Here is a 13,063-nt window from a genome sequence, read left to right on the forward strand (position 1 = left end):
CGTGAGCTCGCGCATGGCGACAGTATGGACCTACGTGACGGACCGGAGCCAACCCGGGTTCGGATGGTGAGACGAAAAGCGCCACCGGCGCGCCGGTAGAATCGACAAATAGCACCCCCCTTCGGGGGACCCTCCTCCTACCGCCGGAAGGCCGCCGTAGTGTCATCAGCGACCCCCGCTGCCGCGCCCGACGTCACCAACCCGGACGTAGTCCTCGTTGTCGACTTCGGCGCCCAGTACGCCCAGCTCATCGCCCGCCGAGTCCGCGAGGCCCGGGTCTACAGCGAGATCGTCCCGTCCACCATGCCGGTGGCCGAGATGCTGGCCAAGAACCCGAAGGCGATCATCCTCTCCGGCGGCCCGTCCTCGGTGTACGCCGAGAACGCCCCCCGCCTCGACCGCGCGATCTTCGAGGCGGGCGTGCCCGTCTTCGGCATGTGCTACGGCTTCCAGCTGATGGCGACGACCCTCGGTGGCACCGTCGACAACACCGGCGCCCGCGAGTACGGCCGGACCCCGCTGCACGTCTCCAAGGCCGGCTCCACCCTCTTCGAGGGCACCCCGGTCGAGCAGTCCGTGTGGATGTCGCACGGCGACGCCTGCTCCGCCGCCCCCGAGGGCTTCGCCGTCACCGCGTCCACCGACGTCGTGCCGGTCGCCGCCTTCGAGAACGATGAGAAGAAGCTCTACGGCGTCCAGTACCACCCCGAGGTGCTGCACTCCACGCACGGCCAGCAGATCCTGGAGCACTTCCTCTACCGCGGCGCCGGCATCGAGCCCAGCTGGACCACGGGCAACGTGATCGACGAGCAGGTCGCGGCCATCCGCGCCCAGGTCGGCGACAAGCGCGCCGTCTGCGGCCTCTCCGGCGGCGTCGACTCCGCCGTGGCCGCCGCGCTCGTGCAGAAGGCCATCGGCTCGCAGCTCACCTGCGTGTACGTCGACCACGGCCTCATGCGCAAGGGCGAGACCGAGCAGGTCGAGAAGGACTTCGTCGCCTCCACCGGCGTCAACCTCAAGGTCGTCGACGCGCAGGAGCGGTTCCTCACCGCCCTCGCCGGCGTCTCCGACCCCGAGACCAAGCGGAAGATCATCGGCCGCGAGTTCATCCGGGTCTTCGAGCAGGCGCAGCTGGAGATCCTCCAGGAAGAGGGCCCCGAGGTCGCCTTCCTCGTCCAGGGCACCCTCTACCCGGACATCGTCGAGTCCGGCGGCGGCACCGGCACCGCCAACATCAAGTCCCACCACAACGTGGGCGGACTCCCCGACGACATCGAGTTCGAGCTCGTCGAGCCGCTGCGCCAGCTGTTCAAGGACGAGGTCCGCATGGTCGGCCAGGAGCTCGGCCTGCCGGAGGAGATCGTCCAGCGCCAGCCGTTCCCCGGCCCCGGCCTCGGCATCCGCATCGTCGGCGAGGTCACCAAGGAGCGCCTGGACCTGCTGCGCGAGGCCGACGCCATCGCCCGCGAGGAGCTCACCGCGGCCGGTCTCGACCGCGAGATCTGGCAGTGCCCGGTCGTCCTGCTCGCCGACGTCCGCTCCGTGGGCGTCCAGGGCGACGGCCGCACCTACGGTCACCCGATCGTGCTGCGTCCCGTCTCCTCCGAGGACGCCATGACGGCCGACTGGTCGCGCCTGCCGTACGACGTGCTCGCCAAGATCTCGACCCGCATCACCAACGAGGTCGAGGACGTCAACCGGGTCGTCCTCGACGTCACCAGCAAGCCGCCGGGCACCATCGAGTGGGAGTAGTCGCTCCCGTAGACGTGTGAAGCCGTCGCCCCGCCACCCGGGGGCGGCGGCTTCGTCGTGTCCGACCCTCGCGACCGCGCCTTTCATGGCGTCCGGACTCTGGTGACTTGCTCGGCCGGGCACTACCTTCCGGCGCATGAGCGTGATACCCGACCCCGTTCCCGTCGACCGGCTCCACTTCGCCATGCCGCCCGTCCACGCGACGGCCGAGGAGGAACGCACCCACCGCAAACAGCGGCTCGCCGGCGCGCTCCGGGTCTTCGGGCGGTTGGGCTACGAGGAGGGCGTGTCGGGCCACATCAGCGCCCGCGACCCCGAACTCCCCGACTGCTACTGGGTGAACCCCTTCGGGGCGCCGTTCGAGGAGATCACCGCGAGCGACCTCATCCTGGTCAACGGCGACGGGCAGGTCGTGCGGGGCGGGCAGTACGTCAACCAGGCCGCGTTCACCGTCCACGCACAGGTCCACCGGGCCCGGCCCGACGCCGTGGCCGTCGCCCACACCCACTCCCTCCACGGCAGGGTCCTCGCCTCGCTCGGCGAACTCCTCGACCCGATCACCCAGGAGGCCTGCGCCTTCTACCAGGACCACGCCCTCTACGACGCCTACACCGGCGTCACCGTGGACCCCGAGGAGGGGCGCCGGATCGCCCTCGCGCTCGGCACGTTCAAGGCGATCGTGCTCCGCAACCACGGGCTGCTCACCGTCGGCGCCTCCGTCGACGCGGCCGCCTGGTGGTTCATCGCCCTGGAGCGCTGCGCCCAGGTGCAGCTGGCCGCGCGGGCGGCCGGGAAACCGGTCCTGATCGACCACCGCGAGGCCGTCGCGACCCGCGAACAGCTCGGCAGCGACCTGGTGGCCTGGATCAACTACCAGCCCCTCTGGCGCAGGATCAGCCGCACGGAGCCCGAACTCCTGTCGTAACACCATCGCTTCACCCTTCTGTACGTCAATGCGATGGCGCGGCAATCACCCCCCGGCGGGGCGCACGCGGCAGCACGGGAGCCGCCGGTGCGACACAATTCCCTGGAAACAAAGGATGGTTGACCCTTCGGGACGCACCGGTACGTGTCGTGAAGTGAGCTCGGGAAGAGAGCACCGTGGCGGTTCAAGAGGCGAGACAGTACGGCGAGCACGCGACGGCCTGCACGGGCTGCGCCCACTGCGGACAGACCGGCCACCGGCGTGCCGTCGCGGCCTTCCTCGCACGGCGCGACGAACTCGCCGCCGGGCACGGTGTCCCCGCGGCCGTCGCCCACTCCCCGGTCGCCGCCCGCCAGTGGGTCTCCGACGAGCTCGCCCAGTCCGCCCGCGCGGTGGCCGTGCACGGCCGGGAGGCCGGCGATGCCTGGTTCGACCGGGTACGGCGCGGGGGGCTCGCCGCGGTCTGGGGAGCCGTCGTCGTCCTGCTCCTCGGCCAGGCGCTCACCGCCGTCGGCGACGGCTGGACCGGCGCACGGACGGCCGGCCTCTGCACCGCCGTCGTCCTCGCCGCCCTGCTCAGCGCCGCCGGCCACGCCCACCGCTCCCGCGGCGGACTGCTCGCCCCGCTGATCGGGGAGGACAACCGGCTCTCCACCGGCCGCGCCGTCGCCGCGGCCTGGCTCCTCCTGCTCGGCTACGCCCTGGTCCTCCTGGCCTTCCTGTCACCGGGCTCGCCCGCCTTCGGCCTGGCCCGGGGCGCCGGTCTGCTGACCGTCCTCGCCCTGGTCTCGGCCGTCACCGTGACCGCCCGGCTGGTCGTCGCGGCGGGGATCGCGTCCCGCCGTCTGCAGAAGGTGCGCGCCGACCGGCCGCGCGCCGCCGATCTGCTCTGCGACGACAGCGGCCGGGCCGCGCTCGCCGACGTCCAGTACGTCCTCGTCTCGGGTTCCGTCCTGGTCCTGACGGCCGTCGCCCTCGCCCACGATCCGGCCGGGCTCCCCGGGGTGCCCTGGTCCCTCGTGCTCCTCGTCGGCGTCTCGGCCCTCTGGCACCTGGCCGCGAAGTACACCGAGGGCGTCCGCCCCACGATCCTCTCCGTGGTCAGGTCCCGGGAGGCCGGCGACCTCGACGCCCCGATCCGCACGGGTGACGACATCGAGATCCGCGGCTGCGGTTTCGTCCCGCCCGGGGCCGGTGCTCCCGACCCGCTGACCCGTCTGGTCGTCCGTATCGGCCCGGTCCACGCCCATGTGCCGCTGGTACCGGTTCCGGGCGGCTTCGCGAACCCCGCCGACGCCGCCCTGACCGTCCCCCTCCCGGCGGACGTCGAGCCGGGCCGGGTGGAGGTCTCGGTCGTGACGGCGGCGGGCGTCGAGACCAACCGGGTCACGATCGACGTCGTGGATTGATCCCTCCGGCCGTCCTTCCCGTATCCCTTCACAGGCGGGGCGAGGAGAATCGTTCCGCGAGCAGTCGTACGGGGCGAGGAGAGGTGACCGACGATGACGGGACACGCGGACCGAGCGGACGGCGCGGCCGGAGGCGCGGGCGGTACGAGCGGCCCGGACGGCGCCCGGGGCGCGGGCGACACCGACGGCACGGGCCGGGCCGGTGCCGCCGGTCGGTTCGACCGGTGGAAGGCGCTCGGCTCCCGCTACGCCCTCCTCCCGCTCCGCGTCTTCCTGGGTGTCACCTTCATCTACGCCGCGTTCGACAAGCTCACCGACTCCGCCTTCTTCGCCGACTCCGGCACGGGCTCCATCGGCGAGATGATGACCGGCGTCCGCGACAGCTCGGCCATCCCCGCCCTGGTCGACCTCGCCCTCAAGAACCCCGCCGGCTTCGGCTACGCGATCGCCTTCGGAGAGCTCGCCGTCGGCATCGGGACCCTGGTGGGTCTCTTCGCCCGCGTGGCGGCGCTCGGCGGTGCCCTGATCTCCCTGAGTCTCTGGCTGACCGTGAGCTGGCAGGTGAACCCGTACTACCTCGGCAACGACCTCGCCTATCTGATGGCCTGGCTGCCGCTGGTGCTCGCCGGGGCGTCGGTGCTGTCGCTCGACCGGCTCCTCGCCGAACGGCGCCGGACGCGGTAGACGATCCAGGTCACGAGGCCGGCCGTGCCCAGGCCGCCGAGGAGGACCGGGAACACGGCGTACCACGGGGTCGTCCAGGCCCCGGTGGCGTCGCCCGCGTAGAGCCCGGCCAGGGTGAGGGCGGTGAGGCCGGCGATCATCCTGCCGGGCCGGAACTCATGAAGCAGCACGGGTGACCTCCACCTGTCCGATGCTGACCTTGAGAGAGAGGTCGAGGATGCCTGCCGGGGCGGTCCCGGCCGGCGGGTTCAGCGTCCGGGTCACGTCGCGGTCCGGCGCGATGTCGATGTCGTCCGCCGGCTCGCCCGGCAGCTGCAGATCGCCGAGTCCCACCTGCGCGTGGAGCTTCACGACGGCGTTCTTCGGGACGATCACCTCCAGCCGGCCGGCGCCCACCTCGATCGACGACGACACGGTCGTGCCCGCCGGGACCGCCAGCGTCGACAGATCGAGCGTGCCGACCCCGGTCCCCAGCTCGTAGCGCGGCTGCACGGCGGCCACCGACGCCGGCTTCCACGTCTCGCGCATCCACTCCGTGGTGATCCGGTCCGGCACCGCCGTGGTCAGGGCGAGCAGGCCCGCCGTCACCACGGTGAGGAAGATCGTGCCGAACCCGGTCCTGCCGAGGAAGCTGCTGACGACCAGGCCGAGGCCGAACACCGCGAGGGCGGCGACCAGACCGATCTGCAGGCTCGTGCCCAGCGGCTCGCTCTCCCAGGTCAGGGAGGTGCCGACCACCGCCGCGACCATGGCGAGCAGATAGACGAGACCACCGATGGAGAACGGGCTCCGCCGGATCGAGGGTGCCGGCCGCCCGGGAGCGTTCCGGCCGCCGTTCCACCGGGCGCCCGGCTTGGGCACCTCGCCGTCCACCAGACCGTCCTGGTCCACGATGCCCTGCGGCCCCCACAGGTAGCCGATGGCCACCTTGCCCGTCGAGCCGTCCTTGACGATCGGGTCCCGCCACCACGAGGGGAACTCGACGAGCGGCGGGGCCTTGGTCTCGGGCGGGGCCTCGGCGACCGGCCGGGAGGCCGTCGCCGCGTCCGCCCTGCCCTCCGCCTCCGCCGGTCCGGCCTGCCGGTGCCGCGACCAGACCGCCGCCGACGACAGCGCGAACGCCACCAGGAGGGCCGAGCCCAGCATCGACCCGCTGTGCAGCATCGTCAGGAAGACCCCGCAGCCCACCAGCGCCATCAGTATCGCGGCCAGCGTGCCCCCGGAGACACGGCCGGTCAGCAGCCTGCGCCCGTCGTTCTCCTCCTCGCCGTCGAGCGGGATCAGCAGCCACGCGAAGCCGTAGAAGATCAGCCCGAGACCGCCCGGCACCGCGAGGACACCGACCACCACCCGGAAGATCACCGGGTCCAGGTCGAAGTAGCGGCCGAGACCACCGCAGACACCGCCCACGACCCTGCTGCCGCGCGAGCGCCGCAGAGGAGGGGCTGGGACGGCCTCCGCCGACGGCGGGGCCTCGTGTTGCGAGGGCATCGAACTCGTCATGCGTCCATGGTGACGGGCCGTGACGCCGAGCGGCACCGGGGCGGACCCTGGCCCGACCCTGATATTCGGAGCCCCTCCGTCCCCGAGGCGGTACCGGGGACGATCTCAGGGCCGACCCTGATGTCCAGGGCGGGCCGAACGTGTGACGATCGGTGCATGTCCGCAGCCGCTCGTGTCACCGAGACCGACGAACCGCCCGTGCGCAGGCTCTATCGGAGCGCCGACGGGCGATGGCTCGGCGGTGTCGCGCGCGGTCTCGCCGGCCACCTCGGGCTGCCGGTCGTCTGGGTCCGCATGGCCTTCGTGGTCATGTGCTTCCTCGACGGCCTCGGTCTCCTGCTCTACGCGGCCTTCTGGATCGTCGTCCCGCTCGGTGTCGGCGGCCGGACCGCCCCCCGCCCCGTCTTCGAGACCACCCCCGACGGGCGCCGCAGACTGCGCAAGCCCGACCGGGGACAGATCTTCGCCCTCATCGTGCTCGCGATCGGCGCCGCGCTCCTCATCGGGAACATCAACGTCGACGGCGAGTCCGGCCGGTACGTCTGGCCCCTGCTCCTCGTCGGCGTCGGCGTCGCCCTCGTCTGGCGTCAGGCGGACAACGCCCGCCGGGCCAGCTGGACCGACCCCGGCCGTCGCACGCGCGCGTTCCAGCTCGCCCGCGGCCTCGTCGGCGTCGCACTGGTCGGCACCGGCCTCGCCGTCTTCGTCGTGGTCCGCGGCTCCGTCGCCCAGCTCGGCACGGCCCTCACCGCCGCCGTCGCCGTCCTCACCGGCATAGCCCTGCTCTCCGGCCCCTGGCTGGTCCGGATGTCGCAGGACCTCACCGAGGAGCGGACCATGCGCATCCGCGCCCAGGAGCGCGCCGAGGTCGCGGCCCACGTCCACGACTCCGTACTGCACACCCTCACCCTGATCCAGCGCAACGCCGAGGACGCGGGCGAGGTCCGCCGGCTCGCCCGCGCCCAGGAGCGGGAGCTGCGGAACTGGCTCTACAAGCCCGAGGGCACCGGCAGGGACGAGGAGCCCGAGACCCTCGCCGAGGCGGTGAAGAAGGCGGCGGCCGAGGTCGAGGACAAGCACGGGGTGCCGATCGAGGTGGTCGTCGTCGGCGACTGCCCGCTCGACGAAGGACTGGTCGCGCAGATGCAGGCCGCGCGCGAGGCGATGGTCAACGCCGCGAAGTACGGTGGCGAGGGTGGGGCCGTGCAGGTGTACGCGGAGGTCGAGGGCCGCACGGTGTTCGTCTCGGTCCGCGACCGGGGGCCGGGATTCGACCTGGACGCGGTCCCCGAGGACAGGATGGGCGTACGAGAATCGATCATCGGCCGGATGCAGCGCAACGGCGGCACGGCCCGGCTGCGGTCCGTGCCGGGCGGGGGCACCGAAGTGGAGCTTGAGATGGAGAGGGCGGACGGATGAGCGACGAGACCGGGGAAGCGACCGGAGCCGAGGCGGGGGCGGGCACGGACCGCCGGGTGCGGGTGGTGCTCGTCGACGACCACCGGATGTTCCGTACGGGAGTGCAGGCCGAGATCGGCCGCACCGACGTCACCGGCGTCGAGGTGGTCGGCGAGGCCGCCGACGTCGACCAGGCGGTCACCGTCATCACGGCGACCCGCCCCGAGGTCGTCCTCCTCGACGTGCACCTTCCGGGCGGCGGCGGGGTCGAGGTGCTGCGGCGCTGCGCGAGCCTGATGAGCGCGGCGGAGGACCCGGTGCGCTTCCTCGCCCTGTCCGTCTCGGACGCGGCCGAGGACGTCATCGGGGTGATCCGCGGCGGCGCCCGGGGCTATGTCACCAAGACGATCACCGGCACCGACCTGGTCGACTCGATCTTCCGGGTCCAGGAGGGCGACGCCGTCTTCTCCCCCCGGCTCGCCGGCTTCGTCCTGGACGCCTTCGCGTCGACGGACGCGCCGCCGGTGGACGAGGACATGGACCGGCTGACCCAACGGGAGCGGGAGGTGCTCCGGCTGATCGCCCGCGGTTACGCGTACAAGGAGATCGCCAAGCAGCTCTACATCTCGGTGAAGACGGTCGAGTCGCACGTCTCGGCGGTGCTGCGCAAGCTCCAGCTGTCCAACCGCCATGAACTGACCCGCTGGGCCACCGCCCGCCGCCTGGTCTGAGCCCGGCACCGGTCCGGCCTGGTCCGCCGGTCCGGGCCGGCGGCCGGTCGGTCCGGACCTCCGGTCTGATCCGTCGGTCCGGGCCGGGCGCGTGCGGCGCGGTGGGCCTCGTCAGCCCACCCGGGTCGCTCCCGCGAAGGGCATCTCGTCGAGGGGGGCGACCCTGACGGGTGCGCCGGGGCGGGGTGCGTGGATCATCTGGCCGCCGCCGATGTAGAGCCCGACGTGGCTGATGCCGGAGTAGAAGAAGACCAGGTCGCCCGGTGCGAGCTGGGAGCGGGAGACCCGCCGGCCCGCGTTGATCTGGGTGTACGTGGTGCGCGGCAGCGAGACGCCGGCCGCGCGCCAGGCCGCCTGGGTGAGGCCCGAGCAGTCGTACGCCGAGGGGCCCGTCGCCCCCCACACGTACGGCTTGCCGAGCTGGGCGCGGGCGAAGGAGACGGCCTCGGCGGCCCGGCCGTTCGGCGCGGTCACCGGCCCGCGGTCGCCGCCCGAGGACCGGTCGGCGCGTACGGGGGCGGGTGCGGCGGTCGCCGTGTCCGTACCTCCGGTGCCGCCGTTCCCGGCCGAGGTGCCGGAGCCGTCACGGCCCGCCTCGGCGGCCTCGTACCGGGCGCGTTCCTCCGCGGTCAGCCGGGCGAGCAGGGTCCGTGCCGCCTGGAGCTTGCCGAGGACGGCCGCCTTCTGCCGCCGCAGCTCCGTCTCGTGCGTGCGCAGCGCGTCCAGGTGTCCCGTCGACTCGGCGCGCAGCTGTCGGACGGCGGCGAGCTCGCGGCGTACGGCACTGACGGCGGCCGCCTGCCGGTCCCCGGCCCGCTCGGCGAGCGCGGCCCGTTCCAGGTACTGGTCCGGGTTCGAGGTGAGGGCGAGCTGGACGGCGGGGTCGAGGCCCCCGGACCGGTACTGGGCGGCGGCCATGGCCCCGAGCCCGTCCCGCGCGGTGTTGAGCCGCTGGGTCCTGCGGGCGGCCTCGTCGCGCAGCCGGTCGAACGCCGCGCGGGCCTCGTCGGCCTTCTCCTTCGCGCCGTTGTACCGCTCCGTCGCGACCTCGGCCTCCTCGTACAGCCGGTCGACCTTCTCCTTGACCTGGGCGGTGGTGGGACGGGGCTCGGCGTGCCCGGACCCCTCGAAGAGCGTCGCGGTCGCGGCGGAGGCGAGGGCGAGTGTGGCGGCGGTGCGGCCCGCCTGACCACCGAGGGGCGACTGCTTGGGTTTTCGGTGTGCTGCCACGAAGGCGGGTCACATCCTCTGCCTGGGGGAACGGGCCCGCCGGGCCGACGGCGGGCCGCACAGGGGAGACGGACCGCCGCCGGGTTTCTCGGCGGGGGTGACCGACAACCGCCGGATCGCCGGCGGTGGTGGGGAGCCGGCCACCTGGTGAAGGACGCTAAACCTGGGGTCACGCCCGGGCGGCGGGATGACCGCTATTGGCGGCCATTGGCGGTCGGCGACCGATGTCTTTCGCCCGGGGCGCCGGGCCGAGAGGCATTCCGGCAGCCGTCCGACCGAAGCGACGGAGTGGGTGGACCCGGGCGGAAGCCGGTGCTAGAGCCCCGGTTAGGCTCCGGCCCATGGACGTACTCATCAATGTCTTCGTCGCCCTGCACATCATCGGTATCGCCGCCCTGCTGGGCGGATTCCTCACCCAGATGAAGGCGATGGGGGCCGGTACGGCCCGCTTCAGCCCCGCGATGCTGCACGGCGCGCTCACCATGCTCGTCACCGGCGTCGCGCTGGTCGGCCTGAACCAGGCGGACGACCAGAGCGTCGACAACCTCAAGATCGGCATCAAGCTCGGGATCCTCGTCGTGATCCTCGCCCTCGTCTACGTCAAGCGCGACGAGGAGCGGGTCGAGAAGGGCCTCTTCGCCGCCGTCGGCGGTCTGACCATGGCGAACATCTTCATCGCGACCCTCTGGACGTGACCCTCCGGCCGTGACCCGGGCCCCTTCGGGGACCGGCCGACCGCGCGGATGTGACCGGTACCGCAGCCCGGTGAGGAAGGCGGGTCCCGAAGGCGGGCCCGGATGTCGGTGGGGCGTCCTAGACTCGTGAGGCGATGAGCAGCCTCTTTGACGACAGCTTCCTGGCCGGTCTCCAGATGAACCACTCCTCGGAGGAGCCCCCGCCCCACCCCGAGGACGACCACCACGGCTCCCCGGCCGCGGAGGATGTCCCGCACGACCTCTTCGGGGAGCACTTCGACGTGCCCCCGCCCGCCCGGGACACCCACTACCGCGACGGCGCCCCCCGCCCCGTCGTGGACCCCGCCGCGCTCCTGGACGGGCTGAACGAGCAGCAGCGCGCCGCCGTCGTCCACACCGACACCCCGCTGCTCATCGTCGCCGGAGCCGGCTCCGGCAAGACCCGGGTGCTCACCCACCGCATCGCCCACCTGCTGGGCACGCGGCACGTGCACCCCGGCCAGATACTGGCGATCACCTTCACCAACAAGGCCGCCGGCGAGATGAAGGAGCGCGTCGAGCAGCTCGTCGGACCGCGCGCCAACGCCATGTGGGTGATGACCTTCCACAGCGCCTGCGTCCGCATCCTGCGCCGCGAGTCGAAGAGGCTCGGCTTCACCTCCTCCTTCTCGATCTACGACGCCGCCGACTCCAAGCGCCTGATGTCCCTGGTCTGCCGCGACCTGGACCTCGACCCGAAGAAGTTCCCGCCGAAGTCCTTCAGCGCCAAGATCTCGAACCTCAAGAACGAACTGATCGACGAGGAGACCTTCGCCGACCAGGCCGTCGACGGCTTCGAGAAGACGCTCGCCGAGGCCTACCGGATGTACCAGGCGCGGCTGCGCGAGGCCAACGCCCTGGACTTCGACGACATCATCATGACGACGGTCCACCTGCTCCAGGCGTTCCCGGACGTCGCCGAGCACTACCGCCGCCGCTTCCGCCACGTCCTCGTCGACGAGTACCAGGACACCAACCACGCCCAGTACACCCTCGTGCGGGAGCTCGTCGGCACCGGCTACGAGGACCTCGGCCCCGCCGAGCTGTGCGTCGTCGGTGACGCCGACCAGTCGATCTACGCCTTCCGCGGCGCCACCATCCGCAACATCCTCCAGTTCGAGGAGGACTACCCGGACGCGACGACGATCCTCCTGGAGCAGAACTACCGCTCCACCCAGACGATCCTCTCCGCCGCGAACGCCGTCATCGAGCGCAACGAGTCCCGCCGTCCCAAGAACCTGTGGACGAACGCGGGCGCGGGCTCGCAGATCACGGGATACGTCGCCGACACCGAGCACGACGAGGCCCAGTTCGTCGCCGACGAGATCGACCGGCTGACGGACGCGGGCGAGGCCAAGGCCGGAGACGTCGCCGTCTTCTACCGGACCAACGCCCAGTCCCGTGTCTTCGAAGAGATCTTCATCCGCGTCGGACTGCCCTACAAGGTCGTCGGCGGCGTGCGCTTCTACGAGCGCAAGGAGGTCCGTGACGTCCTCGCGTACCTGCGCGTCCTCGCCAACCCCGAGGACAACGTCCCGCTGCGCCGCATCCTCAACGTGCCCAAGCGGGGCATCGGCGAGCGCGCCGAGGCGATGATCGACGCCCTCTCGCTGCGCGAGAAGATCACCTTCCCGCAGGCCCTCAAGCGGGTCGACGAGGCGTACGGCATGGCGGCCCGCTCGGCGAACGCCGTCAAGCGGTTCAACGCCCTGATGGACGAGCTGCGCACCGTCGTCGAGTCCGGCGCCGGCCCGGCCGTCGTCCTGGAGGCCGTCCTGGAGCGCACGGGCTACCTCGCCGAGCTTCAGGCCTCGACCGACCCGCAGGACGAGACCCGGATCGAGAACCTCCAGGAACTCGCGGCCGTGGCCCTGGAGTTCGAGCAGGAGCGCGGCGAGGAGCCCGCGACCCTCGCCGAGTTCCTGGAGAAGGTCGCGCTCGTCGCCGACTCCGACCAGATCCCGGACGAGGACGAGGAGGGCCGGGGCGTCATCACCCTGATGACGCTGCACACCGCCAAGGGCCTCGAATTCCCCGTGGTGTTCCTGACGGGCATGGAGGACGGCGTCTTCCCGCACATGCGGGCCCTGGGGCAGGCGAAGGAGCTGGAGGAGGAGCGGCGCCTCGCGTACGTGGGCATCACGCGCGCGCGGGAGCGGCTCTACCTGACGCGCTCGTCGATGCGCAGCGCCTGGGGACAGCCCTCGTACAACCCGGCCTCGCGCTTCCTGGAGGAGATCCCGGCCGCCTACCTGGAGTGGAAGCGGACCGGTCCGATGGCCAAGCCGGCCGGGCCGACCTCGGGGATCACCTCCTCGCTGTCCTCCTCGCGCTCGCGCTCCGGCCCCTCGGGCTTCGCGACCCGGCGTGCGGGGGAGAAGCCGGTGATCTCCCTCCAGATCGGCGACCGGGTCACGCACGACCAGTTCGGCCTCGGCACGGTCATGACGGTGACCGGCGCGGGCGCGGACGCCCAGGCGACGATCGACTTCGGCGACGAGAAGCCGAAGCGGCTGCTGCTGCGGTACGCGCCGGTCGAGAAGCTGTAGCGGCGGAGACGGCGTACGAGAGCGGGGGCCGGGCGGGTGTTGCGGGGGGAGGTGTTTCTCGTTGGGGGGGGGGGGGGGTGGTTGGTTGTTGGTCCTACTAGTGTTTGCGGGCGGGGCGGGGGGGGGGGGTGCGGTGTGGGGCCCACCC

Annotated in this window: 11 protein-coding genes; 8 read left to right on the plus strand and 3 right to left on the minus strand. The window is 72.3% G+C overall.

The genetic code is table 11. The annotated features are described in order from the left end of the window. The first annotated feature begins 159 nt into the window (after positions 1-159). From guaA to ACZ4XX_RS17315, 4 genes are all read left to right on the plus strand, one after another. Complete coding sequence (gene guaA / locus ACZ4XX_RS17300; protein WP_468508736.1) at positions 160-1,752, plus strand: glutamine-hydrolyzing GMP synthase; 1,593 nt, start codon at positions 160-162, stop codon at positions 1,750-1,752. A gap of 136 nt (positions 1,753-1,888) precedes the next feature. Continuing rightward, a complete protein-coding gene (locus ACZ4XX_RS17305; protein WP_468508737.1) occupies positions 1,889-2,677 on the plus strand; it encodes a class II aldolase/adducin family protein in 789 nt (262 codons plus the stop codon). Between the two features lie 176 nt (positions 2,678-2,853). Then, entirely contained in the window at positions 2,854-4,086 is a 1,233-nt protein-coding gene (locus tag ACZ4XX_RS17310) for a hypothetical protein (protein ID WP_468508738.1), read from the plus strand. Positions 4,087-4,179: 93 nt separating this feature from the next. Then, the gene (locus tag ACZ4XX_RS17315; RefSeq protein WP_468508739.1) at positions 4,180-4,770 is read left to right on the plus strand and encodes a DoxX family protein; all 591 of its coding nucleotides are present in this window, start codon (positions 4,180-4,182) and stop codon (positions 4,768-4,770) included. Here ACZ4XX_RS17315 and ACZ4XX_RS17320 read toward each other — a convergent pair. Both ACZ4XX_RS17320 and ACZ4XX_RS17325 read right to left on the minus strand, forming a co-directional pair. Continuing rightward, positions 4,680-4,940 (minus strand): hypothetical protein, encoded by a 261-nt coding sequence (locus ACZ4XX_RS17320; RefSeq protein ID WP_468508740.1) that lies wholly within the window; start codon positions 4,938-4,940, stop codon positions 4,680-4,682. The two genes, ACZ4XX_RS17315 and ACZ4XX_RS17320, sit on opposite strands and share 91 nt — an antisense overlap. Beyond that, entirely contained in the window at positions 4,927-6,273 is a 1,347-nt protein-coding gene (locus ACZ4XX_RS17325; RefSeq protein WP_468508741.1) for a PspC domain-containing protein, read from the minus strand. Before ACZ4XX_RS17325 ends, ACZ4XX_RS17320 begins: the two co-directional genes overlap by 14 nt. Before the next feature lie 156 nt (positions 6,274-6,429). On the opposite strand from ACZ4XX_RS17325, the gene ACZ4XX_RS17330 reads away from it, so the two are divergent. Continuing rightward, a complete protein-coding gene (locus ACZ4XX_RS17330) occupies positions 6,430-7,692 on the plus strand; it encodes a PspC domain-containing protein (RefSeq protein ID WP_468508742.1) in 1,263 nt (420 codons plus the stop codon). Then, on the plus strand, positions 7,689-8,402 hold the full coding sequence (locus tag ACZ4XX_RS17335) for a LuxR C-terminal-related transcriptional regulator (protein ID WP_468508743.1): 714 nt from the start codon (positions 7,689-7,691) through the stop codon (positions 8,400-8,402). The genes ACZ4XX_RS17330 and ACZ4XX_RS17335 overlap by 4 nt, the downstream gene beginning before the upstream one ends. 111 nt (positions 8,403-8,513) lie before the next feature. On the opposite strand, the gene ACZ4XX_RS17340 is transcribed toward ACZ4XX_RS17335, so the two are convergent. Next, positions 8,514-9,632: a C40 family peptidase gene (locus tag ACZ4XX_RS17340; RefSeq protein WP_468508744.1), complete on the minus strand. Its 1,119-nt coding sequence runs from the start codon at positions 9,630-9,632 to the stop codon at positions 8,514-8,516. A 341-nt stretch (positions 9,633-9,973) separates the two neighbouring features. On the opposite strand from ACZ4XX_RS17340, the gene ACZ4XX_RS17345 reads away from it, so the two are divergent. Together ACZ4XX_RS17345 and pcrA are read left to right on the plus strand one after the other, a co-directional pair. Then, positions 9,974-10,327 (plus strand): hypothetical protein, encoded by a 354-nt coding sequence (locus tag ACZ4XX_RS17345; RefSeq protein ID WP_383587309.1) that lies wholly within the window; start codon positions 9,974-9,976, stop codon positions 10,325-10,327. 134 nt (positions 10,328-10,461) lie between these two features. Continuing rightward, on the plus strand, positions 10,462-12,915 hold the full coding sequence (gene pcrA / locus ACZ4XX_RS17350) for a DNA helicase PcrA (RefSeq protein WP_468508745.1): 2,454 nt from the start codon (positions 10,462-10,464) through the stop codon (positions 12,913-12,915). The last annotated feature ends 148 nt before the right edge of the window (positions 12,916-13,063 follow it).

The sequence above is a fragment of the Streptomyces sp. NPDC029956 genome, from assembly GCF_055574655.1.